The sequence below is a fragment of the Affinirhizobium straminoryzae genome (assembly GCF_007004135.1).
In the GTDB taxonomy this organism is placed as follows: domain Bacteria; phylum Pseudomonadota; class Alphaproteobacteria; order Rhizobiales; family Rhizobiaceae; genus Neorhizobium; species Neorhizobium straminoryzae.
Map to the genome: position 1 here is coordinate 24,106 of NZ_VJMG01000048.1, position 26,809 is coordinate 50,914.

Consider the following 26,809-nt stretch of genomic DNA (forward strand, 5'->3'; position numbering starts at 1 on the left):
CCGTGCCGCCTCTTCACAAAAAAGGAAAACCTGCATGAGCCTTCTCACCGTCGGCGTCCTCTATGGTGGCCAGTCGGCCGAGCACGATGTCTCCCTGATGTCGGCCGCCAATGTGATGAAGGCGATGGACCGCGCCCGCTACCGGGTGGTGCCGATCGCAATTGGCCGCGACGGGATCTGGTGGCTGAACGCCGATGCGGGCGAGGGCCCCGTGCCGCAGCCGGGCAGCGGGGTCAGCGTTGCGCTGGTGCCGGGCGGCCGCGGTCGTCTGGTGGCGGTCGATGGTGCGCCCGCCGAGCTTTTGCCGACGCTCGACCTGCTGTTTCCTGTGCTGCATGGCCGTTTCGGCGAGGACGGCACGGTGCAGGGCTATGCCGAAATGGCGGGGCTGCCCTATGCGGGCTGCGGCATTCTCGGATCGGCGGCGGCCATGGACAAGGATGTCGCCAAGCGTCTGCTGCGCGAGGCCGGGGTGCCCGTTGCCCGTTCGGTGACGCTTGCGGCCGGCGAGGGTGTCGATGCGGACCAGCTGGCTGACCGGTTCGGCTATCCCTTCTTCGTCAAGCCGGCGCGGCAGGGGTCTTCCTTCGGCGTGTCACGCGTCGATGGCGCCCAGGCGGTGAAGCCGGCGCTGACCAAGGCCTTCGAGTTCGACGACAAGATCCTCGTCGAGGAATTCCTGCACGGCCGCGAGATCGAATGCGCGGTGCTGCAGCATGCCGATGGCCGGCTGACCATTTCGCCGCCCGGCGAGATCGTCACCGCCGCGCATCATGACTTCTACAACTACGAGGCCAAGTATTTCGATCCGGACGGCGCGAAGGTCGTCATTCCGGCCGAGGTGCCGGAGGCGGTGGTGGAGGAGGCGATGGCGCTCTCTGCCCGCGCCTTCCGGGCACTGTCCTGCGAGGGGATTGCGCGCGTCGATTTCTTCCTGCTGGAGGACGGACGCCTGTTCCTGAACGAGGTCAACACCATGCCCGGCTGCACCAATCGCAGCATGTATCCGCTGGCGCTGGCCGAATGCGGCGTGAGCTATTCCGGCTGGATCGACGTGGCGATCGCCTTCGGCCTGAAACGGGGCTGAGGCGTTCCGCACCGGCGGCGGCTCATACAGAGTGCGCCGCCGTTCGCCCTCGCCATTCCGGTTTCGTGCCTATATAAGACGCAGCATCCTGCCCATATTTCATGCGTGCGTTCCCCGAACATGTCCTCCATCGTTTCCGTACACTCCCTGACGAAGACCTATGCCAACGGGTTTCAGGCGCTGAAGGGCGTCGATCTCGAGATCCGGCAGGGCGAGATCCTGGCACTGCTCGGGCCGAATGGTGCTGGCAAGACGACGCTGATCTCGATCATCTGCGGCCTCTCCATGCCGTCCTCCGGCCAAGTGCTGGTGGGTGGCCATGACGTGGTCAGCCAGTTTCGCAAGACGCGCCGGCTGATCGGGCTGGTGCCGCAGGAACTCACCACCGACCAGTTCGAGACCGTGTGGAACACGGTCAGCTTTTCGCGCGGCCTGCACGGGGAAAAGAGCAATCCGGCGCTCATCGAGCGCATCCTGAAGGATCTCTCGCTCTGGGAGAAGCGCGACAACAAGCTGCGCGAACTCTCCGGTGGCATGAAGCGGCGCGTGCTGATTGCCAAGGCCCTGGCGCATGAACCGCGCGTGCTCTTCCTCGACGAGCCGACGGCGGGTGTCGATGTGGAGCTTCGGCGCGGCATGTGGACGGCGATCGACCGGCTGCGCGAGACGGGCGTCACCGTCATCCTCACCACGCATTACATCGAGGAGGCGGAGGAAATGGCCGACCGCATCGGTGTGATCCGCGCCGGCGAACTGTTGCTCGTTGAGGAGAAGAAAGCGCTGATGGACAAGCTCGGCCGCAAGCAGCTTCGGCTTGAGCTGAAGGCGCCGCTTGCCGTGCTTCCCCAGTCGCTTGGTGCGCTCGGCGTGTCGCTGACGCCCGATGGCCGCCAGCTGGTGCACGAGTATGGCAACGGTGCGGGCGATGGCCGCATCGGCCAGGTGCTGGCGACGGTCGAGGCGGAGGGTATCGCTTTCACCGACCTTTCGACCCGGCAGAGTTCGCTGGAAGACATTTTCGTTTCGCTGGTGGGAGCACGCGCATGAACTGGGAGGCGATCAAGGCCATCTACCTGTTCGAGATGATGCGCATGAAGCGCACGCTGCTGCAGAGCGTCATCTCGCCTGTCATCACCACCTCGCTCTATTTCATCGTGTTCGGCACGGCGATCGGCTCGCGCATCAACGAGGTGGGCGGCGTTTCCTACGGCGCCTTCATCACGCCCGGCCTCATCATGCTGACGCTTCTGTCGCAATGCATCAGCAATGGCGCGATCGGCATCTATTTTCCGAAATTCACCGGAACGGTCTACGAGATCCTTTCGGCGCCCGTCTCGATGGTGGAGATCGTCATCGGCTATGTGGGGGCGGCCGCCAGCAAGGGGCTGATCATCGGCCTGATCATTCTCGCCACCGCCGCCTTCTTCGTGGATTTGAGGATCGAGCATCCGTTCCTGATGCTGCTCTTCATGGTGCTGACGGCGATCACCTTTTCGATGTTCGGCTTCATCATCGGCATCTGGGCCGACAATTTCGAGCAGCTGAACCTGGTGCCGATGCTGGTGGTGCCGCCGCTGACCTTTCTCGGCGGAAGCTTCTATTCCATCGATATGCTGCCGCCGTTCTGGGCGGCCGTCAGCCATCTCAATCCGGTGCTCTATCTCGTCTCCGGCTTCCGCTGGAGTTTCTACGAGATTTCCGACGTCAATCCGCTGATCAGCCTCGGCATGATCGCGGTCTTCCTGACCATCGGATTTTGCCTGCTGCAATGGATCTTCCGCACCGGTTACCGGCTGCGCAAGTAGCGCCCGCTCAGTCGCTCAGTCGCTCAGTCGCGCAGGCGCAGTTGGTCGGTCTGCATCTGCAGGGAACCGAGGGTGGAGAGAAAACTCATGCCGAGCAGGCTTTCCTCCAGCCGTCCGCGTTCGGCGACCAGCGCGCGGATGCCGGTGCGGTCGATCGGGCCGACGGCGACGCTGTCGAGCGTGACGGGTGCTGCGCGGGCAGCCCCGTTTGCCGTCATCACCCGCACCGAATAGGCAAGACGCGCGGGGTCGAGCCCCAGCCGTTCGGCATCCGCATAGGACAGCACGATGGTGCTGGCGCCGGTATCGACCAGCGTCGGGATCGTCCGGTCATCGATCTCGACATGTGCCTTGAAGTGGCCGTCGCGGGCGCGGTAAAGCACCACCTCCTGGCCACCCTCGCTCGTCGTCATCACCAGCGGACTGCCGGGAATGAGGCCGGCGCTCATGCGGGCGGCGAACTGGTGCAGGTCCATGCGGTAGAGATAGCCGGCGACCAGCGCCAGCACGATGACGAGCCAGAGCGCGATGTTGCGCAACACCTCGCCGATCGGCCCGCGCCGTCCGGCCATCACGCCGGCAGCCAGCAGCGCGCCGATGGCCGAAAGCTGCACCAGCCGGGCAAAATCGTCATTGGCAATGCCGAAGGTGAGGCCGGACTCGTGATTGAAGACGAGGAAGGCGAGGCCCGCCGCGAGGATCGCCAGAAGCACGCTCAGCATGGATCGTCCTCCCTGCTGCGGCTCGCCAGCTGCCGACGCCTTGTCTCGCGGCGCGGGCGCCGTTCGATGCCCTCCAGACGGGCCGGCAGCGCCGCCATGATCGCCTGCCGTTCGCCATCCGTATAGGTGGTCCAGAGGCCGATCTCGTCGCGCGTGCGACCGCATCCGAAACACAGGCCGGTCTTGTCATCCAGAGAACAGACGAGAATGCAGGGCGTGAGCATGAAGACTATATCATCCCTTCAGACTGCAACCGCAAGGGTGCACAGCAGTATCGTTTCCGTGATCTGCTGGGTGGCGCCGATCGTGTCGCCGGTATGCCCGCCGATGCGCTGCCGCACGAAGCGGGTGAAGAGCGTCGCGCCGAGGGTGGACAGCGCGAGCGCCAGGAACAGGGTCAGCAGCGGCAGGCCGGCGGGCACCAGCAGCAGGCTGAGCCCGAAACCTGTGACGAGCGCCAGAGTGCGCGCCTCCGGCAGCGGCTGGCCGACGGCAACCGCCGTTCCGTTGGCGCGCGCCGGCGGCAGGGCGCGCCAGTGCCAGACCATCAGCGCCCGCGACACGGCCGCGGCCGCCAGCAGGGCGCCGGCGCCAAGCCCCGGCGAGACGAGCAGCGACAGCGCGACGAGCGCCGAGGCACGCAGGCCGAAGGAGAGAATGAGTGCTATCACGCCAAAGCTGCCGATGCGGCTGTCCTTCATGATGAGGAGCGCCTGATCGCGGTCGCGGCCGCCGAGCAGCCCGTCGCAGGCATCCGCCAGCCCGTCTTCGTGCAGTCCGCCCGTGAGAAGCGTCATCAGGCCGAGCGCCAGGAGGGCGGCCAGCGGATCGACGGCCGGGCTGGTGGCAAAGGTTGCCAGCACCAGCGCCGGCGCGAGCGCCACCAGCCAGCCGGCCAGCGGAAAGGCCCGGCAGGCGCGCGCGCTCGAGCCGTCATGCCCCTCGAAGACGCGGGCCGGCACTGGCAGGCGCGAGAGAAAGGCGATGGAGCGGGCGAGGTCGGTGAAAAATTCCGCGGCGTTTGGCAGTTGTTCCTCCGTCGATGCCTGATAAACAGGGGACCAGCAAATCAGATTCCGCTGCCGAAACCTAGGGCAGGGGAACAAGAGCAAAGGAAGATTGATCCGATGAGCATGAGCGGCCTGCCTTTCGACGATTTCAGGGCTTTGCTGCGCGAGCTTCCCGGCCCGGATACCCGCGCGCTGGTGGCGGCCCGCGAGCGCGACAAGCAACTGACCAAGCCTGCGGGTTCGCTCGGACGGCTGGAAGAAATCGCCTTCTGGCTGGCTGCCTGGAGCGGCCGTCAGCCGGCCGTCAACCGGCCGCTGGTGGCGATCTTTGCCGGCAATCACGGCGTGGCGCGCCATGGCATCACCCCCTATCCGCCGAGTGTCACGCAGCAGATGGTGGAAAATTTTGCGGCCGGCGGCGCTGCGATCAACCAGATCTGTGCGGCCTATGACCTCGGTCTCAAGATCTTCGATCTGGCGCTGGACTACCCGACCGGTGACATCACCAGCGAGGCGGCACTGTCGGAGCGCGATTGCGCCGCGACCATGGCCTTCGGCATGGAAGCGATTGCCGGCGGCACCGATCTTCTGTGCATCGGCGAAATGGGCATCGGCAACACCACGGTGGCGGCGGCCATCAATCTTGCCCTCTATGGCGGCGAGGCGGAAGACTGGGTCGGCCCCGGCACCGGCTCGCATGGCGAAATGCTGGAGCGCAAGATCGCGGCGGTGAAGCAGGCGGTGGCCTTCCACAAGGACCATCTGTCCGACCCGCTGGAAGTGCTGCGGCGCCTTGGCGGGCGCGAGGTGGCGGCCATGGCCGGCGCGATCCTCGCCTGCCGCGTCGAAAAGATTCCGGTGCTGATCGATGGCTACGTGGCGACTGCCGCCGCCTCGATCCTGAAGGCTGCCAATCCGGCCGCCCTCGATCACTGCCTGATCGGCCATGTCTCGGCCGAGCCCGGCCATCTGCGCGCCATCGAGAAGCTCGGCAAGACGCCGCTTCTGGCGCTCGGCATGCGGCTTGGCGAAGGGACGGGTGCAGCGCTCGCGGCCGGCATCGTGAAGGCGGCCGCCGCCTGCCATTCCGGCATGGCGACCTTTGCGCAGGCGGGGGTCACGACCGCCGGCCAGCCGGTGCCGCACCAGCATTGAAGAACAAGACCGGGCGGGGCTCCGACGGCTTCTTTGCCGGAGAGGCCCCGTCGGTGGATCGCCCCGCCTGAAGGTGATGTGCGTTGCGGTCACGGCCACCTCATCTGTCTGCGGGCATCGTCTCCCCACGGGGAGAAGAGATCGGCGGCGGTGCTCTGCCGCAGTCAATGCCGGTGGTGCCGCTTCGCGCTGATGCAGGATGTCGCATCCGACTCTTCGGACGACCGTGCGCCGCTAGCCGTGCAGGTCGTCAGCGTTCAGATGGAAAGATGCCGTGCGGCCGTCTCGTCGTCCGTGCCGTCCAGCGGCAGAGATGAGCTGGCAAAGGGCAGGGTGCCGTCCGTCGTGTTAGCGCAATCCTGATCGTCATCAGACGCCAGCATCAGCACGAGGCGCGCGATCTCGTCCTGCCGTTCGGGCGGCAGACGGCGTGCAATGCCGATGGCCTGTTCGAAAAGACGCGTCATTGTCACAGTATGTGTTAGAAAACCTGAAAGTGACAGCGCGGATTACGCGAAACTTCTGCGGCGCGGTTCGACCGCTGGGGTATCCTCCACGGCTGGCAGGCTCTGCAGCACGCGGGTAGCGGGCAGGATGGCGATGGCTTCGGTGCCTTCGCGCAGCTTCGATTTCAGAATGAACTGGCCGTCATGCTTGGCAAGGATGGCCTGTACGATGGGAAGGCCGAGCCCGGTGCCCTGCTCGGCGCTCTTGATGGCGATCGCGCCCTGACCGAAGGCCGAGAGCACGACCGGGATCTCTTCTTCCGCAATGCCGGGGCCGTTGTCCTTGATCGCCACATACTGTCCGCCGCCGGCTGTCCAGCCGACCTTGACCACCACCTCGCCGCCCTGGCTGGTGAATTTCACCGCATTGGAGAGCAGGTTCAGCAGCACCTGGCGGATCGACTTCTCGTCGGCCCAGACCTGCGGCAGCTTCGGTTCGAACTGCTGGTGGATGGTGATATTCTTGGCGCGGGCACGCAGCTGCACCATGCCGATGCAGTCTTCCGCCACGTCGAGCAGCGAGAGTGCCTCCTCGGAAAGCTCGTAGCGTCCCGCCTCGATGCGCGACAGGTCGAGGATCTCGTTGATGAGGTTGAGGAGGTGCTGGCCGGATCGATGGATGTCGCCCGCATAATCCTTGTAGGTGGCGTTCGGCATCGGCCCGAGCACTTCATGTGCCATGACCTCGGAAAAGCCCAGAATGGCATTCAGCGGCGTGCGCAGTTCATGCGACATCGAGGCGAGGAAGCGCGACTTGGCGAGATTGGCTTCTTCCGCGCGGCGCCGGGCTTCGTCAGAAACGGATTTCGCCACTTCCAGCTCGGCAATCAGGTCGTCCTTTTCCGACTGATAGGACATCAGCGTGACGCTGGAGCGGTAGAGCCGGTCGGAAATATAGTGGAAGAGCGCCAGTGCCGTGACGCACATGCCGGTGAGCCCGATATCCAGCATGGTGCGCGACAGGACGGCGTTGAGGCACAGGACGGCGATCACCGGCAGGAAGGACATCAGCAGCGCGCGGCGCAGCAGCACATTGCCCATGGCCGAGATGGAAATCGCGACCAGCAGCACGCCGCCCTTGTAGAAATAAAAACCCTCGCCGCCACAGGCGCGGCAATCGCCGAAGGCAAAGACGGCCCAGCAGAAGCCGAGGAGAAGCTGGCCGGTCAGCAGGCGGCGGTGCCAGGTCTTGCTCTTTTCCGCCCCCCACTCGCTGCGGGCGGCGCGGCGCGCCAGAAGCAGGTTGATGGAATGGGCGGCGAGCGTCAGCAGCGCCCAGGGAAGCAGGCGCGCATCGCCGCTGAGATAGAGGCCGGCGCCGGCAACGAGGGCAACGAAAAGCGGAAGGATCAGAGCGCCTTGCAGCATGGTCTTGATGTGCAGCCCGAGCATGTCGCGCTCGAAAACCTGCACGCCCTTGCCGCTGCTCTGCAGCCGTTCACGAGTCGCGCGCACGGCCTTAGACACCGCCTTGTTGCGATGGCTGCGCGATTTGTCCACGATGATCTTGTCTGTGGAGCTGCTGACGCCGCTACTCATGGCCTGGGTACTCTTCCGGATATGGCAATCCTAGGGCGAAAATCTTAATAAGATCCTGCCGGGCAAGAAAGCGTTTGCCATCTTCGCCAAGCTTCCGTTTGCAATTGGGGCCTAACCATGTCCAGACGCTTCCATGACGTGCCGGGAAGGAGGCTTGTCCGCGACCTCGCGCTGACGGCCGCCTTTCTGCTGCTGCTGGCGCTGCTCGCCGCACGGTGGGGCAACGAGGGAACGGATCAGGTCTTCAATGGACCTTTTGCCGTCCTGGATGGCGATACGCTGGCTGAGCACGGACAGCGCCTGCGCCTGACAGGCATCGACGCCCCGGAAATCGACCAGACCTGCGCGCGGGCTGACGGCACTGCCTGGCCCTGTGGCCGGGTGGCGCGCGCAAGGCTCTCGGCGCTGATCGCTCAGGCTGAGCCGCAATGCCGCGGCGCGGCGGTTGATCGCTACGGGCGACCGCTCGTCACCTGCGAGGCCGACGGCGAGGATCTGAACGGTCGACTGGTGCGGGAAGGGCTTGCACTGGCGAGCGGATCGGTGCGTTATCGGGCCGAACAGGCGGCGGCGGAAACAGCCCGGCGCGGGCTGTGGAGCGGTTCCTTCGAGACGCCACGCGACTTTCGCCGGCGTGCAGGGCTCGGCGACGACGAGGCGGCGGAGGCAAGGCGGCTGTGGCAGTGGCTTGCGGAGAGGTTTGCGTGGATCTGGGGGTAGGGGAGACGGAGCGCGAGGCGAGGCTTTCGGACCTGCGGCAGGCGATTGCCGGTTGCCGCCTCTGTCGCGATGTGCCGGCACGCGGCATCGCGGACCGGCTGCCGCATGAGCCGCGCCCGGTTGTGGTCTTGTCGGCGCGCGCCCGCATCCTGATTGCCGGGCAGGCGCCGGGGCTTCGCGTGCACGAGAGCGGATTGCCCTTCAACGATGCCTCCGGCGACCGGCTGCGCGACTGGCTCGGCGTGACGCGCGAGGAATTCTACGATCCCGACCGTTTCGCGATCCTGCCGATGGGCTTCTGCTTTCCGGGCTATGACACCAAGGGCAGCGACCTGCCGCCACGCCGGGAATGCGCGCCGCTCTGGCGCGAGGCTGCGGTGCGGGCCATGCCGCAGGTGGAACTGGTGCTGGCGATCGGCGCGCACGCACAAGGCTGGCACTTGCCGGGCCCACACCAGAAGGGCATGACGGAAACGGTCTGGAACTGGCGCCAAAGCTATTTCGTCAATGACGGGCCGCGCGTGCTGCCGCTGCCGCATCCGAGCTGGCGCAACAGCGGCTGGCTGAAGCGCAATGCCTGGTTTGAAGCCGAGGTGCTGCCCGTTCTGCGACAGCATGTGGACAGCCTGATCCGCTGAAAGAGTTTTCGGTTACAGGCGCCGTTTTTCCCTGTATGAAGAAAAATAATCCAAGAGGGAGTGAAAATGGACCGCCTCGACCGCAAGATTCTGCGCATATTGCAGGAAGATTCGACGCTCGCCGTCGCCGATCTCGCCAAGAAGGTGGGCCTGTCGACCACGCCCTGCTGGCGGCGCATCCAGAAGATGGAAGAGGACGGCGTGATCAAGCGGCGCGTGGCGCTGCTCGATCCGGTCAAGGTCAACACCAAGGTCACGGTTTTCGTGTCGATCCGCACCGCCAGCCACTCCATCGAATGGCTGAAGCGGTTTTCCGAAGTCGTGGTGGATTTCCCGGAAGTGGTGGAATTCTATCGCATGAGCGGCGACGTGGACTATCTGCTGCGCGTTGTGGTGCCGGATATCGCCGCCTATGACGCCTTCTACAAGCGCCTGATCGCCCGCATCGAGATCCGTGACGTGTCCTCGGCCTTTGCCATGGAGCAGATCAAGTACACGACCGAGCTGCCACTCGATTACATGGTGCTGGACAACCAGAAGAGCGGCGAGGACTGAGCGACGACAATCCGGCGGCGCTCTGCCGGGTAAAATCGCCAGGCCAATCGCAACTGGATCCGATGAAAAAGGGCCGGAGGCGCTAGCTGCGCCTCCGGCCCTTTTTCTGTTCGCATCTGTCTATGGCGTGATCAGGCCCGCGCCCGCTGGCCGACGGCGCGTGCGAGCGAATTGACCATCTGGCGGGCAGGCGAGGCGTGGGAATACTGGCCGGCGGCCGGCATGGTCTGGCCTCGGCCGGGCAGCTGGAAGCTTGCGATGAGAACGCGCAGCTTGTCTGCCTCGCCGGCAAGATGCGAGCTGGCGGCTGTTGCCTCTTCCACCATGGCCGCGTTCTGCTGGGTCACCTGGTCCATCTGGTTGACCGCCGTGTTGACCTCGGAGAGGCCGACGGACTGTTCCCTGGCCGACGTGGCGATTGCATCCAGCTGTGTGTTGATGGCCACGACATGCCCTTCGATCACCTTCAGCGCCGTGCCCGTTTCGGTGACGAGGCGCACGCCGTTGTCGACCTCGGTGGCGGAGGTGCGGATGAGATCCTTGATCTCCTTGGCTGCCTGGGCCGAGCGCTGGGCGAGTTCACGTACTTCCTGCGCGACGACCGCAAAGCCCTTGCCGGCTTCCCCGGCGCGTGCGGCTTCCACGCCGGCGTTCAGCGCCAGAAGATTCGTCTGGAAGGCGATCTCGTCGATCACGCCGATGATGTTGGAGATCTGGTTGGACGACTGCTCGATGCGCTGCATGGCATCCACGGCATTCGCCACGACCTGGCCCGACTGGTGCGCCGAACGGTTGGCTTCGATGGCAACCGAACGCGCTTCTTCGGTGCGCTTCGAGGAACTGGAGACGTTGGCCGTGATCTGGTCGAGCGCTGCAGCGGTCTCCTCCAGCGACGCGGCCTGCTGTTCGGTGCGGCGCGACAGGTCGTTGGCGCTGTCGCTCATCTCGCGAGATCCGGAATCGATGGCGCCGGCCGAAACGGCAACCTGACTGAGCGTGTCGCCGAGCCGTGCCACGGCGGCGTTGAAGTCGCGGCGGAGACCTTCGAAGTCTGAGGCAAACGGGGTTGCCAGCTGGAAGGCCAGATTGCCGTCGGAGAGCTGGCGCAGCCCCTCGGCGAGGCCCTGCGTGGCCTGTTCCATCTCGCTTGCCCGCTGACGCGTCATTTCCGCGTTGCGCGCCCGATCGGCCTCGGAGGTTGTCCGCGCTTCGGCCGCCTGGCGGTCGCTTTCCAGCTTGTTGACGGCAGTCTGCCGGAAGGTTTCGACCGCCTCGGCCATCTCGCCGATTTCATCCTTGCGGCCACGGCCCGGAATGGTGATGTCGTTCTGGCCGCGCGCCAGTGTGAGCATGGAGGCGTTGATACGGGTCAGCGGCCTGACCAGGGCACCATTCAGCATCAACAGGCCGAAACCGGAGATGGCAATCATGCCGATGCCGCCCATGGTCGCCGTGGTGCGTGCCAGTTCGCCGGCCTCGATGGCAGCCGTCTTGCGCACGGCCAACAGACTCGTCTCCGCATCCAGCAATTCCTTGACCTTGCCGCGGATCGCATCCATCGACGCCTTGCCGGCCCCGGAAATTTCGATCTGGCGTGCCTGATCATGGGTGGCCGGGTCGCTCATGAGTTTGGTTTCGGCGGTAACGACCTTTGACGTCCAGGTTTCCGCGAGGGCAGCCATCTCCTTGAGGCGCGTCTGCTGGGCCGGATTGTCGGCAGTCAGCTTCTGGGCGGCTGCGAGGTTTTCAGAAAATGCGGCAGCGCCGGCGATCTGGGGTTCGAGAAACTTCCTGTCGCCTGCGAGCAGGAAGCCGCGCATGCCGGTTTCCTGGTCGATCATCGCGGCGAGCGCGCCATTGACCTTCGACATTACCTCATAGGTGTGGTCGGTCATGTACGCATTTGCGGACTGGATGGAACTGGAACGGTAGCTCACCACCGAAATGATAAGACTGACGACGATGAGTGCAGCAATGACCACTGCAATCTTTGAGATGATCCGGGCATTTTCGAGCAACTTCAAGGGTGCCTCCACGTTCGGGCCTTGAAGCATTGGGCATACGCGATGCGCTCAGGGACCTGGTTAAACAGCCAGAAGCTAGGCCCAAAGCATTAAATTTGAATTTCAGGATGTTATAATATTTGGCCTGTATCGCTGCTCTGAACGCGCGCAGCTCGGGCGATCAGCGCATCCCGCGGATGGAAGGTGCGGCAGAGGAAGGGGCGCCGGAGGACGGTCCTCCGGCGCATGGGTGCCCTGCTACTTCTCCAGCCGCGCAAGCAGCGAGGACGTGTCCCAGCGATGGCCGCCGAGCTTTTGCACCTCGGCGTAGAACTGGTCGACGAGGGCGGTCAGCGGCAGCGTGGAGCCGTTGCGCTTGGCCTCGGTCAGCACGATGTCGAGGTCCTTGCGCATCCAGTCGACGGCGAAGCCGAACTCGTAGCGCCCCTCGTTCATGGTCTTGTGGCGGTTCTCCATCTGCCAGGAGCCGGCGGCACCCTTGGAAATGACATCGACAACCTTTTCAATGTCGAGGCCGGCTTTCTTGCCAAAATGAATCGCTTCCGCCAGGCCCTGCACGACGCCGGCGATGCAGATCTGGTTCATCATCTTGGTGAGCTGGCCGGATCCGACAGGCCCCATCAGCCCGACCATGCGGGCATAGGCATCGATCACCGGCCGCGCCTTTGCAAAAGTCTCCTCGTCGCCGCCGCACATCACGGTCAGCACGCCGTTTTCGGCGCCGGCCTGCCCGCCCGAGACGGGAGCATCGATGAAGGCGCAGGATTTTTCCCGTGCGGCGGCATCAAGCTCGCGGGCCACTTCGGCAGAGGCGGTGGTGTTGTCGATGAGGATCGCGCCGGGCTTCATGCCGGCAAACACGCCATCGGCGCCGATCGTCACGGAGCGCAGGTCATCGTCGTTGCCAACGCAGGTGAAGACGAAGTCCGCATCGCGGGCCGCTTCCGCCGGCGTCGTGCCATGGGTGCCGCCAAATTTCTGCACCCAGCTTTCGGCCTTCGCGACCGTGCGGTTGTAGACCGTGACCTCGTGACCGCCCTTCGTCTTCAGATGCCCGGCCATCGGAAAACCCATGACCCCGAGACCGATAAACGCAACCTTCGCCATTTCGCAAACAACCTCCAGCGATTTCTGACGGACGGTCTATTGCCTTTTGGCCCGCTTGGGAACCGTCCGTTTCGTCCCGATGCCGTTCATGCCGACGGTCAGAACGGCTTGACTTCGGCAAGCAGTACCACGACGACGGTGGAGACGAGCACGATCGGCATGCCCTTCGACACGAAGGCCGGCGGATCGAGCAGGGGATTGGCCTCCATGCGGCGCAGCCAGGCGCTCTGCATGCCGTGCAGCGCCGAGAGCATCCCGACGATCAAAAGCTTCAGGTGCAGCCAGCCGCCGGAAAAGCCGATATAGCCAAAGGCGAGGATGAGGCCGAACAGCCAGACGCCGGCCAGCGCCGTCGTCGTCACCAGCCGGTCGTAGCGGCGCAGCGCGGTGATTACGCCACCACGGATCGGCGGCGGCACCATGGCGATCACGAAGGCATTGATGAGCATGCCGCCCACCCAGATGATGTCGGAGGCGACGTGCAGCCCCTTGATGATGAAATACAGCATTGATCAGCCCCAGATCTGTGTTTCGGAAAAGCCAAGTTCGGCAAAATCGGCACGCCGCAGCGCCTCTTCGCCGACGGAGAAAAATTCATCGAGTTGCGGCGGCGCGACGGGCGTGCCCGACAGCATGGCATGCACCTGGCCGCGATGGTGGATCTGGTGCTGGAAAAGATGCAGCAGCAGGCGGTCAGTCCTTTCCCGCTGCTCGCTATGGGCGCGCGGAATGACGACGATGCGTGACAACTCGTCCGTCTGGATCTGGCGACAGTGATCGATCAGCCGACGATCGATGGCGCGCTGTTCGCGCTCCAGATCGGAAAAATCCTGAAAGGGAATTTCCGTGTCGAAAGCCGCATATCCCATCGGCCGGCCTTCCAGCGCGCTCACATAGAACCAGTCCACCGTCAGAATGTGGTTCAGCGTATGAATGATCGAGGGAAAGAAGCTCGTGCGGCTGGCGGCGAGATCGTCGGCCGAAAGCTTGCGGCATGCGGTCAGCAGGCGGTGATTGGCCCAGGCATTGTTGTAGGCCTGGGCGAGGAAATAGCGTTGCGGCGACATGGCGACTCCCGTCCGGTCGGACGAAATCTAGTGTAAGGGTCGGCATCTGACCAGCCATGCGTCCGGTCTTGCGGGAATTGCCGGGCAGGGCGTTGATACGGCGCGATTTCATCTGGTCCAGTCGGGCGGCCTGACGTAGCATCGTGCATGTGTCACTGCGCGAAAGGATCGGGACGACGATGTTCCTCGACCTGCAAGGCTATTACCGGCGCGAGCCGGACCCGCCGCCGGAAAATCCGCCGCGGCCCTCGCTCTCCGCCAGCCAGCAGAAGCTGCTGGTCTGGCTGATCTGCTTCAACCTGTTTTTTCTGCTGGTCGCGCCGATCGGTGGCGCCACGGTGGTAGACGCGCTGCTGGCGCTTCTTTCCGGCTGAGGCACGGCCGGCGGTCATCTCTGACGCCGCCGGCTGCCAGCAGGCTCTCGTTCAGCCGCGCAGGCGGGCAACGACCAGATGGCCTGGCGTCGGTTCGCCATCCTGCATGCGCACGTTGATCTCGGTGATATCGACGAGATCAAAGCCCGTGGCATTCAACCGCTCGCGCACATAGGCTTCCGAATGGGCAAAGCGCTGGTGCGGGCCGACCATGTAGGGGCGGCCGGCCATCACCGCGTCCGGCAGGGTTTCGGAGGAAAAGACGAGAATGCCGCCGGGCACCATGTTTTCGGCTGCCCCGAAGAACAGCGGTTCGAGAGCACCGAGATAGGGCAGCACATCCGTCGCGGTCACGATGTCGAAAGCATCGTCGTCATTGTCCTCGAGAAAGTCCTCGATCTCGGCGACGTAGAGCGTGTCGTAGAGATCCTTCTCATGGGCGATCTCGACCATGTTTTCGGAGATGTCGATGCCGGTGATGTCTTCCACGATGTCGCGCATGGCGCCGCCTGTCAGGCCCGTGCCGCAGCCGAGATCGAGCATGCGCTTGAACGGTCCGAGATCGAGTTCCTGCAGGCGCTGCAGCACCATCAGCGGCACGGCATAGCCGAGCTGCTCGACAAGGATTTCCTCGAAATCCTCCGCATGCTGGTCGAACAGGGTTTCCACATAGGCATCCGGTGCGCGCGTCGGGGCTTCCCCGCGACCAAGGGCAGCAATGCGAACCGATGCGCCGCCGTGATCCTCGGGATCGATGGCCAGCACCTCGTGATAGGCGGCGACGGCGGCGTCGATCTCGCCGGCCTTCTCATGGGCGAGCGCCCGGTTGTAGGCTTCTGCCAGGGCTTCTTCATCGATCTTCGTCATGGCCGCCTCGTTTCATCCGTGCCGGTGGGTCTCCCCGCGGCTTTAAGGCCACGGGGAGGGCTTGGCAAGGAGAAGCCGATGTCGGCGGGCGATGGCCCACGTCAATGCAGGATGAATTCGCCCTTCAGCGCCCGCCATTCGCTGGCGGCGATCATCTTGCGGTGCACGTAGCGTACCGAATGCAGCGGGCCGTCGAGCTTTTCCTGCCAGAATTTCAGAAAACCGCGCATTTCCGGAAAATCCGGTGCGAGATCGTAATGCTGCCAGATATAGGTCTGAAGCAGCGCCGGATGATCGGGCAAGCGATAGAGGATCTGCGCGGTGGTGAGGCCATAGCCTTTCAGCATCATGTCCATGTCAGGTGTCATCATCGTTCGTTTCCCTCGGAGTTGACCCCGCCGGCGTCGTTGCGCCGGGACTGCCAATTGCAGCACTGCCGGCTTAACCGAGGCTTAACGGCACGTCTTCACGAAGAGTTTTTATCTCTTGTTTTCAAAGTCTTAGCACTCAATATGAACTTCTGCTGCCAGAGGAATTCAGCTTCGGTTCATCTGGCTCTGCTTCTTTTGCCGTGGAACCAGAACGGCCCCAGCTCCGTTATCGCGCGCCCTTGACGGTGCCCGACGGGCCGCCGGATCTGGGCGAAGCAAACGCCAGGGAGAAAACATGGCCAAGCGAACCGGATACCTTGCCAGCGTGGCAATGCCGTTGATGTCGATGAGCCTCCTGGTGCCGCAGGCGCACGCCATGCCGATCAGCATGGCGCCGATGGCACCGGCCGGCATCGCGCAGGATGTGATCCGCGTGCAGGACAATGGCGCCGCACCGCAGGATGGCAGCGCGCCGCTCATCAAGCCGCCACACAAGCCGCAAGCCGGTGGCGGGCAGGAGCCGCCTGCTCACGAAGGACAGCATCCCCCCGCACATGAAGCCGCACCGCCACGCGAAGCTGCACCGCCACGCGAGGCGCCGCCCGCCCGTGAACCGGCCCCGGCGCGCGAGCCCGCGCCGCAGCGCGAACCGGAGCCCGTGCGCCCGCCTCCGGCCCGTGAACCCGCACCACAGCGCGAACCGGCACCGCAGCGCGAACCCGCGCCTGCCCGCGAAGCCGCCCCGCCGCGCGAGGCCCCGCCCACCCGCGAACCGGCACCGCAGCGCGAGCCGGCGCCCGCGCCCAAGCCCGTCGCCCCGAAACCTCCGGCCGCCGAGCCGCCGGCCGCAGAACGTCCGGCCCGCGTGCCGGCGGCGCCCGCCGAATCTCTGAAGCCGCAGCGCGAGCCACAGCCCGCTGCGGGAGAGGCACCGCGTCCGCGTCCGCAGGAGCCTGCGGGTGCCGAGCGGCCTGCCGCGCCGGCCGAATCCTCCGCCGCTGCCCCGGACGGCCAGAAACCGAACCGCCGTCCGCAACCCGGCGCGGACGCGCCGGCAGACGGCAAGCCGCGTCCGTCGCCCGAAGCGCCGGCGCCTGCCGCACCGCGTCCGGTCGAGCCACCGAAGGATGCCGCACGCCCGCAGCCGACCGAACCCGGTGTGCCGGTAAAGCCGCCGGTTCCACCGGCGGGTGAGGCGCCGCCGAAGCCGCAGGGTGGGGCAGCCGTGCCGAGCCCGGCGCCGCTGCCGGGTGGCAAGCCCGTGCCCGCACAGCAGCCGGGTGTCAATCCGTCCGCGCCGCCGCAACCGGGCACTCCCGGCAAGCCGCCGGTTCCGCCGGGAGCCCCCGGCGCACCGCAGGCACCGGGCGCCGAACCCGTGCCGCTGCCGCCCGGGCAGGCCGGTCGCCCAGTCGCGCCTGGCAACGAACAGGCGCGTCCGGCGCCGGGCGTTGCGCCGCCAATGACGCCGGAAGAAATCGAGCGCGCCCGTCGCATTGCCGAAAATCCGGCCTCCAGCAACCAGCCGATCGTCCTGCCGGTGCAGAACGGTGCGGCGGTGCTGGACAGTGCCAAGGAGGCACCGGCACCGCTTCCGCCCGGTGCGCCGCCGCGTCCCGATGCGCGTGGTCCGGGCGCCGGCCCGCGTCCGGTTGCTGCGCCGGATGCACCGCCCCCGCCGCCGCCGAAATCCGACGCGGACGCCCAGGCCGGTGCCCCCGGCCGGCCCATGCCGCCGATTCGCATCGAGCCTGTTACGGCCGAGCGCGGTCAGGTGATGCAGGCGCCGCCGCGCTACGACATCCCGCGCGGCTTCGAGGACCGGCGCCCGGTGGAGGACAATCGCGTCATCTTCCAGATCGACAACCGCACCTTCGTGCGCCACGACGACAGCGAGCGCTTCTACGAGCAGGGTTATGAACCCCGCTATGAGCAGTTGCGCGGTGGCCGCGTGCGCCAGATCATCGAGCGGGACGGCGGCGTGCAGATCGTGACGATCCGCGACCGGTACGGCAACATCCTGCAGCGCTCGCGCATCGACCGTGACGGCCGCGAAGACGTGCTCTACTATGCCCCGGACCTGCCGGAGGACCGTCCCGGCAATGGTGGCTGGTACGATCCGGGCCGCGACCTGCCGCCGATGCGGCTGACGGTGCCCGTCGACCAGTACATCATCGACACCTCGACGCAGCCGGATCGCGACTACTACCGCTTCCTGGAACAGCCGCCGGTGGAACGCGTCGAGCGCGTCTATTCGCTCGATGAAGTGCGCTATTCGGCCCGTATCCGTGACAAGGTGCCGCGCATCGACCTCGATACGATCACCTTTGCCACCGGCAGCGCCGAAGTGCCCATGAGCCAGGCGAAAACCCTCAGGCGGGTGGCCGATGCCATCCTGGAAATCCTGAAGCGCAATCCGAGCGAGACCTTCCTGATCGAAGGTCACACCGACGCCGTCGGCTCGGACGAGAGCAATCTCGTCCTCTCCGACCGCCGCGCGGAATCAGTCGCCAACGTGCTGACGGATGTTTACGGCATTCCGCCGGAAAACCTCGCGACCCAGGGCTATGGCGAGCGCTATCTGAAGGTGCTGACCGACGGTCCCTCGCAGGAAAACCGCCGCGTGACCATCCGCCGCATCACCCCGCTGGTGAAGCCGGTGGCGCAGAACCGCTAAGCGGTTCCATATAGACAGCGAACAAGGCGGCCGCCGGAGCGATCCGGCGGCCGTTTTCCATGGCATGGGCGCCGATGCCATGATTGGACCGAACCCGCGGGATCAGCTGACATTATAGCGCAGTGCCGTCCTGCCTTTGTCGATGAATGCCTCGTCGGCCCCCAGAATGGTCAGGAACGAGGGAAGCAGGCCCATGCCGTTCGCCTCTGCCTCGTAGTGCATGACGCGCACGCGACATTTGGCGGCCCGGGAGAGGTTGCGGATCAGGCGGGGATAGTCGAGGTCGAAGCACTTGATCTCCGACATCCTGATGACATTCGTCTCCTCGGCCTGCTGCGTGTACCAGTCCAGCGGATATCGGGCGCCCTGACGGGTCTGCTCGCGATAGATGGCCTGGATGTAACTCGTCCGTTCACGCAGGTAGAGGATGATTTCGATGCGGTAGCCGAGCGCCCGGACCCTGTTGCAGAACTCTCGCAGCTGGTCGGGTCTCGTCGCCACAAATTCGAGGTCTTCGGAGGACACGACGACAACGGGATGCAGGACGTCGCGCAGTTCCGCGACCAGGTCGCTGATCGGGTCCAGGCTCGGATCGATGCGCTTGTCCCGCAGCATCTGCCAGGGCAACAGGTGATGGCCGGCGTATTCGGGCGGGCGGCCAGCTTTGGGAATATAGATGCCTTGCCGGTCAAGGTCTTCCCTGTGGTCGTAAAGAAAATGCTGGATTGACGTCGTGCCTGTCTTGTGGGTGCCGACGTGCAGGAAGAATGTCTTCTGCTGAGCGCCTGTTGCACGCTGGTATAGCCGCCAGCAGAACTGCCGGGTAGCGGAAAGACATGACGAAAGACGGTTGGCGAGCGACATGTCTCCGTCATGCCATCAGGCGCGACGGACGGCAATCCTTGCCTTCTCGTTCAGGGCACTTTCAGCAAGGTTATTGTCCCTGCTGCAGTCCCGTCACCGTCAGAACGAAATCGGCGATCGCGCCGGTGTCGTCGAGGTCGAAGACCGGAAGGTGGGTCTCCTCCACGGGATGGTCGGCGGCAATCGCGGCGATGTGCGGGTCGGTCGGGGCCAGCGGCTCGCGTTTGGCCGCCTCCAGCCGGCGGGCCTCGATCTTCGGCACCGGCTCGCGCTTGTAGCCCTCGATCAGCACGAGATCGCAGGGGGCAAGGCGGGACAGGATCTCCTCGAAGCTCGGTTCGGGCGCGCCGCGCAGTTCGTGCATGATGGCAAAGCGGGTGCCGGAGACGAGCGCGACCTCATGCGCGCCTGCCTGCCGGTGGCGATAGCTGTCGGCGCCGACCTTGTCGATGTCGAAATCGTGGTGGGCATGCTTGATGGTGGAGACGGTGAAGCCGCGGGCGGTGAGTTCGCTCACCAGTCGCACGGCAAGCCCGGTCTTGCCGGAATTCTTCCAGCCGGCAATGCCGAAGACCTTGGGTCTGCTGTTCGTCATGGATGTGTTTCCAGAAACCGCCGGGCGGTCTCGAGATCGTCCGGCGTGTTGACGTTGAGGAAGGGATCGAGCGGACCAAGTGCGGTAACACTGAGCTCGAAGTCGACGACGGACGTCTTCTGGCCCTCGAGAAAGCCCTTGACCCGCGGTTCGTCGGGACCTTCGAGAAATGTTTGCAGCGTGTCGGCGAGCGAGACGGGCCACAGGCCGCAGACCGGATGAAGGTTGCCGTCCGAGGAGGCGATGGCGATCGCCTCGCTGGTGGTCGCGACCTCCGCGAAGCGCGCCATCAGATCGCCTGGGAGGAAGGGGCTGTCGACCGGCACCGTCAGCACATGCGTCACATGCGGATGGCTGGCCGCGGTGTGGCGCATGGCGGCGAGAATGCCGGCGAGCGGCCCGCGCCGGCCGGGCAGCGTATCGGGCACGCGGGGCAGGGCAGTGCCCCGGCCGTCGTCCTTGATGTCCCCGAAGGCATCTTCTGCCACATTGAGCGCAAGCGTGGAGACCTGCGGACGGATGCGGTCCACCACATGCGCCAGCAGGGTCTTTGGGCCGAGGAGGACATCTGCCTTGTTTTGCCCCATGCGGCGCGAACGGCCGCCGGCCAGGATCACGCCCGGAGGATTGAGGGGGTCGTCACCGTTCAAAGTCGCACATCCTTCCGTTGGGCGGCACCTCTGGCGGCCGCGTTGACGTCAATGCGGCACGCGCGGTTCGGTTGCGCAGGCCAGCGGGCTGGCCCGTCGCTTTTCACGATAGAAGGCATAGAGGCCGGAGGCGACGATCAGGCTGGCGCCGATCGCCATATAGGCATCCGGCTGCTCGCCGAAGAAATAGAAGCCGAGGCTCAGCGAAAAGATCAGGCTCGTATAGCGGAAGGGCGCAACCACCGAGATCTCGCCGGAGCGCATGGCGATGACGATGGTCTGGTAGCCTGCCATCAGCAGCACAGCCGCTGCCGTCAGATGCATCAGCGCCGTGCCGCTGACCGGGCTCCAGCCACCGAACGGCAGGATGAGGGCCGCGCCGAACACGGTGTTGGTGAGGGCGGCAAACAGCGAGACGAGGAGCGTCGGCAGCGCCGGTGGCAGACGGCGGGTGGTGAGGTCGCGCCCGGCCGTGAAGAACACCGCGACGACGGCGAGCAGGGAAGCGGGCACAAAATCCTCCGGGCTCGGCCTCAGCACCACCAGCACACCGACAAAGCCGACCATGATCGCCGACCAGCGCCGCCAGCCGACCGGCTCCTTGAAGATCAGCCAGGCGCCGAAGGTGACGGCAAGCGGCAGCGACAGAAGAATGGTCGCGGCGACCGCGAGGTCGATATGGGCAAGCGCCGAGATATAGGTGATCGCCGCGCCGATCTCGAAGGTGGAGCGCAGGATGACCTTCCGATGCAGCATCTGCCTGATGTCGCGGAGCAGGCCGGCCTGACGGGCGAGCAGCAGCAGCATGGCCGTCGTCATCAGTCCGCGCAAGAACATGATCTGCCCGACATTCATCTCCGGCGTGACGAGCTTCACGAAGGCATCATTGGTGGTGAAGACACCCATGGCGAGCGTCATCATCACGGCGCCGCGCGCATTCTGCGACAATGGCATTTCCGATTCCCTAGACTGCTTTTCCCAAGGCTTAAAGCACACGGGGGCAGCCTGCCACCCTTGCCGTGTGCACAAATGCGACCGCAACTCGTCTTTTTGTCGAATCCGGCACAGGGTGCGGAAACGTTAACGGATGTGCAAGCTTTCGGGGCCAATTTCCGACAGGCCCGCATGAGGAGGGATGACCAGCGCTGCACGCCGATGACCGGCTGTCGCTTCGCCGTGCACGGAGAGGTGCAATGTCGTTCCTGGATCGTCTTCTCCAGAGCCGCCGGATTGTCACCAAGGTTCTGCTCTTCGTCGTGCCGCTGGTGCTGCTGATTGCCGGCGTGGGGCTCGCGGGCTTCTACACTGCGCGCATGCTGAACGGCCACATGACCGTGACCCGCGCGACCATTGAAAACATCGATGATTTCGAACGATTGCAGGCAGCCCTCCTTGGTTTTCTCGCAGCGCCCGAAGCCAGCACGCTGAAGGCGCTGCAGGAGGCAATCGCCCGGCAGGATGGAGGCGTCAACCGCCTCGAGAAACTCGTGGCCGACGCGGACGATCGCACGCGGCTTGCCGTCGTGCAGCAGACGGCGCCGGCGCTTGCCGAGCGCACCGCCGCGCTCTGGGCGCTGGAGCAGCGCATCACCGGCACCGAACAGGCCATGCAGGCGAGCATCGATGAAATCCGTGCACTGGCCGGCGGCGTCAGCGCCCAGTTCGAAGGCGTGCGCAAGGAGGGTGAGAGCAAGGAGAAGTTCGCCAAGGGCGCACTTTTTGATGCCTTTGTGTTGAAAAGCATGGCCAACCGCATCGACAACCTGGCCGATTCGATCCGCAATGCCGACAATGATGCCACCCTTGCCCGTGCCGCTGGCACCTATCTCTCCGCGCTGATCAAGGAATTCGACAAGGTGGCGGGTCGCGGCACCTCCAAGGTGGAGCGCATGCTGGAAGCGCTGAAGGCACAGGCGCTCGACCTCGACCGGCTTGTGAAGGGCGATCTTGCCCCCGCCGACAAGGCGGAGGCCATTCGCCAGGCGGTGGCGGCACTCCTGCCGGTGCGCGATGTCTACCGCACCGAGATGGAGAAGAGCACCTCCAATGCCGCAGACCGCTTCGCCAACCTTGAGGGCGATCTGCAGGTCAACCGTGCGCTGGTGACGGAGATTGCCGAGGCCCTTCGGCTCAACGATCTCTTGCAACTGCATGTGGAGCGCCTTCGCGTGACGCTGACCGAGGCGGCACGCAAGGACGTGCTGTCCGATATCGCCGCGCTAAAGGCGGCAGGCGGCCGTGTCTCCGATCTCGGCCAGAAGAAGGAGGCGATGAAGAATTTTGCACCGCAGCTTCTGCCAATCCTCGACAGGCTGACCGGCCATGCCCAGCAATTGCTCGACCTTGCCGGCCAGTGGAAGGCTGCCCGGACGGCCACCGAGCAGACGCTCGCCGCCGGCATGCAGGGGCTGAAGAGCTTCGTGGCGGAGGCGCAGGAAGCGGGCAAGCAGGACAGCGCCCTCTCGGCCAACCTGTCGCTGGCGGCGACCGTGATCGGCACGGTGCTGGCGATCATCGGTGCGCTGATGCTGGTGGAAACGTTGCGCGGTCCGCTGCGCCGGGTGACGGAGATCATGACCCGGCTCGCCAATGGCGATCTGGAGGTGAAGATCGAGGGGCGCGAGCGCGGTGACGAGATCGGCGACATGGTCCGCTCGGTCAGCGTGTTCCGCGATGCAGCGCTTGAAAACATCCGGCTCGAGCAGGAGGCATCGGCCGCGCGCGAAGCCTCCGGGCTGGAGGCCGAGCGGCGTGCTGCCGAGCGGGCGCGCATCAGCAACGAGCAGCGCCAGGCGCTCTCGGCGCTCTCCGAGGTCCTGCACCGCCTGGCGGGGGGCGATCTCGAACAGGAGATGAGCGAGGCCCTGCCGGAAGACTTCGTGGACATGGCGCGCACCTATAACCAGGCGGTGCGGACCTTGCGTGCCACGCTCGCCGATGTGCGGGCCGTGGCCGACGACATCAACAGCGGAACCGGCAATCTGTCGGCATCGGCCGATGATCTGGCGCGCCGCACCGAGCAGCAGGCGTCTGCTCTGGAGCAGTCGACGCGGGCGCTGCGGCAACTCAGCGATCTCGTCAAGTCCACCGCCGGCAGCGCGCAGCGTACCGCCCAGTCCGTCAACCAGACGGAAGCCTTCGCCACGCAATCCGGTCAGGTGGTGACGAGCGCGATCGCGGCGATGGACGAGATCAGCCGCTCCTCGGAAAAGATTTCCACCATCATCGGCGTGATCGATGAAATCGCCTTCCAGACCAACCTTCTGGCGCTGAATGCCGGGGTGGAAGCGGCGCGTGCCGGCGAGGCGGGCCGTGGCTTTGCGGTGGTGGCGCAGGAGGTGCGCGAACTTGCACAGCGCTGCGCCAACGCTGCCCGGGAGATCAAGGGGCTGATTTCCGTCAGTGCCGAGCAGGTGGGTAACGGCGTGCATCTGGTGGAACAGACAGGCCGGGCGCTGACCGAGATCATCGCCCATATCGCGACCGTCCAGACACTGGTGGCCGACATTTCGGCCGCCACCGGCGAGCAGTCGATCGGCATCGGCGAGGTGTCGCAGGCGCTCGGCGAGGTGGAGATGATCACCCAGCGCAATGCCGCGATGGTGGAAGAAAACACTGCCGAAATCCACGGCCTGCGCGGTCGCGTCGAGGCACTGGCGGAGAAGATCGAGCATTTCCGGACCAATGAGCCGGGAGCTGCCTCGATGCGCAAGGGATGGGCGGCATGAGCGAATTTTCCGCCACGGTCGCATTCCGGTCGGCAGAACGGTGGCTGCGCGACAAGCGCTTTCCAGAAGGAATCGACGCCATCCTGTCGCGAAGCAATGGTTCTCCCCAGCACTCGAATCTGAAATCGTTTCTGCCGGGCAGGGTGAAGCGCTGGGCGCTTGACGCAGGACCGATCCCCGTCTTTCTCACCAATGATCGGCGAGCCGAGGCGGCTGTTGCACTTATAGATAAGGTTCTTGAACGACCCGTGTTTAACCTCGTCCGAGGTCCGGGCCGGGCTGTTATCCCACGGGCCGGCCTCGTTGTCAGCCTCGGAACCGCGGCTGGAAATCCTGCGGAACCTCATGAAATCTGTATTGGCAATGTCAGCGGTCTCGGGGATGAAACCGGTTGGGATGATGACACGGTCGACGAGCAGGGGCGCTTCCGGAGACCGCTATGCGTTCGCATCGATTCGCCTGCCGGTCACCGGGCGACCTTCGACCAGGTGGTTCACGAGTTCGGCCATGCGCTGGGGCTCGGCGATCATTTTCCGGGCTTCGGCAAGCCTCAAGGTGCGCCGGCTGTGGACGATGCGTTCTGGGCAGCGCTGGTTCGCCTCTACCAGCTTTCGCCGGGAGACGAGTATGCGGATGCATCGCCGCCGGCGTGACGCCCGCCGCGTCAATCGATCGGGCGCAGTCGCCTGACCTTTTCACCGACATAGATGATGAGATAGCCGCCAGCGGCCTCCGCCTGCCCGGCAAGCAGCCGCAACCCGCTGGCATAGGGTTCGCGGGCGGCGGCGTCCGGCTGGTCCGGACGGACGAGAACGGTTGTCTGCGGTCCCTGCCGGTAGATCATCAGCCCGGCCTTGTCCGGCTTCCATTCGGGACCGAGTGACGGGTCGGTGCGCCAGAGACAGAGGAAATCGCGGCAGAGCGCCGGACGGCGTTCATAGATGCTGCAGCCCTTTTCCGCGATGCCGTGGCGACAGAGCCGGTTCGCCGGCTTGTCCAGCGCCGCGATCTCCGGCAGATCGCAGCAGAGCGTGCAGGTGCCACAGCTGCGCCCGGCAAGCGGCATTTGGGCCGTCTCGGACCTTCTTTCCGTGAGCGTGGTTTGCGTCATGCGAGACGGTGTAGCGGATGAACCGGCCAACCGCCAGCCGGAACGCAAACGGCCCGCTCTCGCTGAAGAGGGCGGGCCGTTGTTGCAGGACGGGACGCAAGCATGGGGCTGCGCCCGCTCTTCGGGTGTTTACCGGCGCGCGGCGGCGGCAGCACTCGCGGCCGTGCCGGCGCCGTTGCGGCGATAGAGGAAGAGCGTCGCGGCGAGACCGCAGACGGCGGCAAAGCTCATCCAGTAGCCGGGGGCGGCCTTGTCGCCCGTGACTTCGATCGCCCAGGTGGAAATGGCCAGCGACGAACCGCCGAGCGTGGTGGCGAGGCTGTAGGCGAGCGAGAAGCCTGCCGTGCGCACCGTCACCGGCACCACCTCGGTAAGGCCGACCACCATCGCGCCATTGTACCAGGCATAGATGAAGGAGAGCCACAGCTCGACGATGACCATATGCGCAAAGGTGATGTCGGAGGCGAGCCAGGCGAGTGCCGGATAGGCGGTCAGCACGGCGAGCAGCGTGAAGGTGATGAGGATCGCCTTGCGGCCGATCCGGTCTGAGGCGGCACCGGCGATCGGCAGCCAGATGAAGTTGGAAATGCCGACCGCCATGGTGGCGAGCAGCGCCTGTGATTCGGTCAAATGCAGCACCGTCTTGCCGAACGAGGGCGTGTAGACGGTGATCAGGTAGAAGGAGACGGTGGTCATCATCACCATGCCGACACCGCCGAGCACGACCTGCCAGTTGCCGAACAGCGTGCGGAAGATTTCCGCCGTCGACGGCTGGTGCTTGCGCTCGGAAAACTCTTTGGTTTCCTGCAGCGAGCGGCGGATGATGAAGATGAAGGGAATGATCATGCAGCCGATGAAGAAGGGAATGCGCCATCCCCAGTTCGAAATCTGCGCCGGCATCAGCGTGTTGTTGATGATGAAGCCGAGAAGCGCGGCCACCACGATCGCCACCTGCTGGCTGGCCGATTGCCAGCTGACATAGAAGCCCTTGTTGCCGGGTGTCGCCATTTCAGAGAGATAGACCGAGACGCCGCCGAGTTCCACGCCGGCGGAAAAGCCCTGCAGCAGCCGGCCGATCAGCACCAGCAGCGGGGCGGCGATGCCGATCGTCGCATAGCCCGGCACGAAGGCGATCAGCACCGTGCCCATCGCCATGATCGCCAGCGTGACGATCAGGCCCTTGCGGCGGCCGATGCGGTCGATATAGGGGCCGAGCGTCAGGGCGCCGATCGGGCGCATGACGAAGCCCGCCGCAAAGCTGAGAAAGGTCGCCATCAGCGAGACGAAGGGATTGTCGTTGGGGAAAAATGTCGCGGCAATATGCGAGGCATAGATGCCGAACAGGAAGAAATCGAACATTTCGAGGAAGTTGCCGCTTGTGACGCGCAGCACGGTCTTGATGGTTTCGGTGCGTGTTTCCTTCACGACCGTTCTCCTTGCAGTGAGGAATGCCGATGGGGCTGCCGGTTTGGGAAACCGGCTGGAGCGCCGCACGGGGCAGGTGGACATACCTTCGCGATAACAGATGTGCTGGCGATGCCGAAACAGCGGCGCCCGATGGACCGCAGGGCTAAGGTCCGTGCAACGGCTGCAATGGAATCGTCAGAAGAACAGGACTGCGACCGAAAGGCGGCGAA

At 65.1% G+C, this 26,809-nt stretch carries 28 protein-coding genes; 11 read left to right on the forward strand and 17 right to left on the reverse strand.

Annotated features, from left to right (window positions below):
• The first annotated feature begins 34 nt into the window (after positions 1-34).
• The 3 genes from FNA46_RS16975 (at position 35) to FNA46_RS16985 (ending at position 2,892) form a co-directional block, all read left to right on the forward strand.
• Positions 35-1,087, forward strand: a complete 1,053-nt coding sequence (locus FNA46_RS16975; RefSeq protein ID WP_143126401.1) for a D-alanine--D-alanine ligase family protein — start codon at positions 35-37, stop codon at positions 1,085-1,087.
• 120 nt (positions 1,088-1,207) lie between these two features.
• Entirely contained in the window at positions 1,208-2,134 is a 927-nt protein-coding gene (locus tag FNA46_RS16980; RefSeq protein WP_143126402.1) for an ABC transporter ATP-binding protein, read from the forward strand.
• Positions 2,131-2,892 (forward strand): ABC transporter permease, encoded by a 762-nt coding sequence (locus FNA46_RS16985; RefSeq protein WP_143126403.1) that lies wholly within the window; start codon positions 2,131-2,133, stop codon positions 2,890-2,892. Before FNA46_RS16980 ends, FNA46_RS16985 begins: the two co-directional genes overlap by 4 nt.
• Before the next feature lie 23 nt (positions 2,893-2,915).
• Here the strand turns inward: FNA46_RS16985 and FNA46_RS16990 are convergent, their stop codons facing one another.
• From FNA46_RS16990 to cobS, 3 genes are read right to left on the reverse strand one after another with little or no spacing between them, the layout of a single operon-like run.
• Positions 2,916-3,614 carry a retropepsin-like aspartic protease family protein gene (locus FNA46_RS16990; RefSeq protein WP_143126404.1) on the reverse strand — a complete coding sequence of 233 codons (699 nt, stop codon included), beginning with the start codon at positions 3,612-3,614 and terminating at the stop codon, positions 2,916-2,918.
• On the reverse strand, positions 3,608-3,838 hold the full coding sequence (locus FNA46_RS16995) for a DUF1289 domain-containing protein (RefSeq protein ID WP_143126405.1): 231 nt from the start codon (positions 3,836-3,838) through the stop codon (positions 3,608-3,610). Before FNA46_RS16995 ends, FNA46_RS16990 begins: the two co-directional genes overlap by 7 nt.
• Before the next feature lie 18 nt (positions 3,839-3,856).
• Positions 3,857-4,642 carry an adenosylcobinamide-GDP ribazoletransferase gene (gene cobS, locus FNA46_RS17000; RefSeq protein WP_143126431.1) on the reverse strand — a complete coding sequence of 262 codons (786 nt, stop codon included), beginning with the start codon at positions 4,640-4,642 and terminating at the stop codon, positions 3,857-3,859.
• A gap of 99 nt (positions 4,643-4,741) precedes the next feature.
• Here cobS and cobT point away from each other — a divergent pair, with 99 nt between their 5' ends.
• The gene (gene cobT / locus FNA46_RS17005) at positions 4,742-5,779 is read left to right on the forward strand and encodes a nicotinate-nucleotide--dimethylbenzimidazole phosphoribosyltransferase (protein ID WP_143126406.1); all 1,038 of its coding nucleotides are present in this window, start codon (positions 4,742-4,744) and stop codon (positions 5,777-5,779) included.
• Positions 5,780-6,036: 257 nt separating this feature from the next.
• Here the strand turns inward: cobT and FNA46_RS17010 are convergent, their stop codons facing one another.
• The gene (locus FNA46_RS17010) at positions 6,037-6,246 is read right to left on the reverse strand and encodes a hypothetical protein (RefSeq protein WP_143126407.1); all 210 of its coding nucleotides are present in this window, start codon (positions 6,244-6,246) and stop codon (positions 6,037-6,039) included.
• Between the two features lie 42 nt (positions 6,247-6,288).
• The gene (locus tag FNA46_RS17015; protein ID WP_143126408.1) at positions 6,289-7,824 is read right to left on the reverse strand and encodes a sensor histidine kinase; all 1,536 of its coding nucleotides are present in this window, start codon (positions 7,822-7,824) and stop codon (positions 6,289-6,291) included.
• A 117-nt stretch (positions 7,825-7,941) separates the two neighbouring features.
• On the opposite strand from FNA46_RS17015, the gene FNA46_RS17020 reads away from it, so the two are divergent.
• From FNA46_RS17020 to FNA46_RS17030, 3 genes are all read left to right on the forward strand, one after another.
• Positions 7,942-8,544: a thermonuclease family protein gene (locus tag FNA46_RS17020; RefSeq protein ID WP_143126409.1), complete on the forward strand. Its 603-nt coding sequence runs from the start codon at positions 7,942-7,944 to the stop codon at positions 8,542-8,544.
• Entirely contained in the window at positions 8,529-9,182 is a 654-nt protein-coding gene (locus tag FNA46_RS17025; protein WP_425468774.1) for a uracil-DNA glycosylase family protein, read from the forward strand. The genes FNA46_RS17020 and FNA46_RS17025 overlap by 16 nt, the downstream gene beginning before the upstream one ends.
• 66 nt (positions 9,183-9,248) lie before the next feature.
• On the forward strand, positions 9,249-9,737 hold the full coding sequence (locus FNA46_RS17030) for an Lrp/AsnC family transcriptional regulator (protein ID WP_143126410.1): 489 nt from the start codon (positions 9,249-9,251) through the stop codon (positions 9,735-9,737).
• 131 nt (positions 9,738-9,868) lie between these two features.
• On the opposite strand, the gene FNA46_RS17035 is transcribed toward FNA46_RS17030, so the two are convergent.
• From FNA46_RS17035 to FNA46_RS17050, 4 genes are all read right to left on the reverse strand, one after another.
• Complete coding sequence (locus tag FNA46_RS17035) at positions 9,869-11,761, reverse strand: methyl-accepting chemotaxis protein (RefSeq protein ID WP_246103150.1); 1,893 nt, start codon at positions 11,759-11,761, stop codon at positions 9,869-9,871.
• Between the two features lie 237 nt (positions 11,762-11,998).
• On the reverse strand, positions 11,999-12,868 hold the full coding sequence (locus FNA46_RS17040; protein ID WP_143126412.1) for an NAD(P)-dependent oxidoreductase: 870 nt from the start codon (positions 12,866-12,868) through the stop codon (positions 11,999-12,001).
• Between the two features lie 98 nt (positions 12,869-12,966).
• Positions 12,967-13,377, reverse strand: coding sequence for a CopD family protein (locus FNA46_RS17045; protein ID WP_143126413.1), 411 nt, complete (start codon positions 13,375-13,377; stop codon positions 12,967-12,969).
• 3 nt (positions 13,378-13,380) lie between these two features.
• Positions 13,381-13,935, reverse strand: coding sequence for a DinB family protein (locus tag FNA46_RS17050; RefSeq protein ID WP_143126414.1), 555 nt, complete (start codon positions 13,933-13,935; stop codon positions 13,381-13,383).
• A gap of 179 nt (positions 13,936-14,114) precedes the next feature.
• Here FNA46_RS17050 and FNA46_RS17055 point away from each other — a divergent pair, with 179 nt between their 5' ends.
• Positions 14,115-14,309, forward strand: a complete 195-nt coding sequence (locus tag FNA46_RS17055; protein ID WP_143126415.1) for a hypothetical protein — start codon at positions 14,115-14,117, stop codon at positions 14,307-14,309.
• 51 nt (positions 14,310-14,360) lie between these two features.
• On the opposite strand, the gene FNA46_RS17060 is transcribed toward FNA46_RS17055, so the two are convergent.
• Both FNA46_RS17060 and FNA46_RS17065 read right to left on the reverse strand, forming a co-directional pair.
• Entirely contained in the window at positions 14,361-15,176 is an 816-nt protein-coding gene (locus tag FNA46_RS17060) for a class I SAM-dependent methyltransferase (RefSeq protein WP_143126416.1), read from the reverse strand.
• Positions 15,177-15,277: 101 nt separating this feature from the next.
• Positions 15,278-15,544: an usg protein gene (locus FNA46_RS17065; RefSeq protein WP_143126433.1), complete on the reverse strand. Its 267-nt coding sequence runs from the start codon at positions 15,542-15,544 to the stop codon at positions 15,278-15,280.
• Between the two features lie 298 nt (positions 15,545-15,842).
• Here FNA46_RS17065 and FNA46_RS26565 point away from each other — a divergent pair, with 298 nt between their 5' ends.
• Positions 15,843-18,224, forward strand: a complete 2,382-nt coding sequence (locus FNA46_RS26565; protein ID WP_143126417.1) for an OmpA family protein — start codon at positions 15,843-15,845, stop codon at positions 18,222-18,224.
• A 102-nt stretch (positions 18,225-18,326) separates the two neighbouring features.
• On the opposite strand, the gene FNA46_RS17075 is transcribed toward FNA46_RS26565, so the two are convergent.
• From FNA46_RS17075 to FNA46_RS17090, 4 genes are all read right to left on the reverse strand, one after another.
• On the reverse strand, positions 18,327-19,088 hold the full coding sequence (locus FNA46_RS17075) for a hypothetical protein (RefSeq protein ID WP_143126418.1): 762 nt from the start codon (positions 19,086-19,088) through the stop codon (positions 18,327-18,329).
• Positions 19,089-19,158: 70 nt separating this feature from the next.
• Positions 19,159-19,683 carry a molybdopterin-guanine dinucleotide biosynthesis protein B gene (gene mobB / locus FNA46_RS17080; RefSeq protein ID WP_143126419.1) on the reverse strand — a complete coding sequence of 175 codons (525 nt, stop codon included), beginning with the start codon at positions 19,681-19,683 and terminating at the stop codon, positions 19,159-19,161.
• Positions 19,680-20,333, reverse strand: a complete 654-nt coding sequence (gene mobA, locus FNA46_RS17085) for a molybdenum cofactor guanylyltransferase MobA (protein ID WP_246103151.1) — start codon at positions 20,331-20,333, stop codon at positions 19,680-19,682. The genes mobB and mobA overlap by 4 nt, the downstream gene beginning before the upstream one ends.
• Positions 20,334-20,381: 48 nt before the next feature.
• Positions 20,382-21,287: a DMT family transporter gene (locus FNA46_RS17090; RefSeq protein WP_143126420.1), complete on the reverse strand. Its 906-nt coding sequence runs from the start codon at positions 21,285-21,287 to the stop codon at positions 20,382-20,384.
• A 239-nt stretch (positions 21,288-21,526) separates the two neighbouring features.
• On the opposite strand from FNA46_RS17090, the gene FNA46_RS17095 reads away from it, so the two are divergent.
• Positions 21,527-24,061 carry a methyl-accepting chemotaxis protein gene (locus tag FNA46_RS17095; protein WP_143126421.1) on the forward strand — a complete coding sequence of 845 codons (2,535 nt, stop codon included), beginning with the start codon at positions 21,527-21,529 and terminating at the stop codon, positions 24,059-24,061.
• Positions 24,058-24,714 (forward strand): hypothetical protein, encoded by a 657-nt coding sequence (locus tag FNA46_RS17100; RefSeq protein WP_143126422.1) that lies wholly within the window; start codon positions 24,058-24,060, stop codon positions 24,712-24,714. Before FNA46_RS17095 ends, FNA46_RS17100 begins: the two co-directional genes overlap by 4 nt.
• 11 nt (positions 24,715-24,725) lie before the next feature.
• Here FNA46_RS17100 and FNA46_RS17105 read toward each other — a convergent pair whose 3' ends face one another.
• Both FNA46_RS17105 and tcuC read right to left on the reverse strand, forming a co-directional pair.
• On the reverse strand, positions 24,726-25,127 hold the full coding sequence (locus FNA46_RS17105) for a hypothetical protein (protein ID WP_143126423.1): 402 nt from the start codon (positions 25,125-25,127) through the stop codon (positions 24,726-24,728).
• Between the two features lie 174 nt (positions 25,128-25,301).
• The gene (tcuC, locus tag FNA46_RS17110; protein ID WP_246103152.1) at positions 25,302-26,597 is read right to left on the reverse strand and encodes an MFS transporter; all 1,296 of its coding nucleotides are present in this window, start codon (positions 26,595-26,597) and stop codon (positions 25,302-25,304) included.
• Positions 26,598-26,809: the final 212 nt, after the last annotated feature.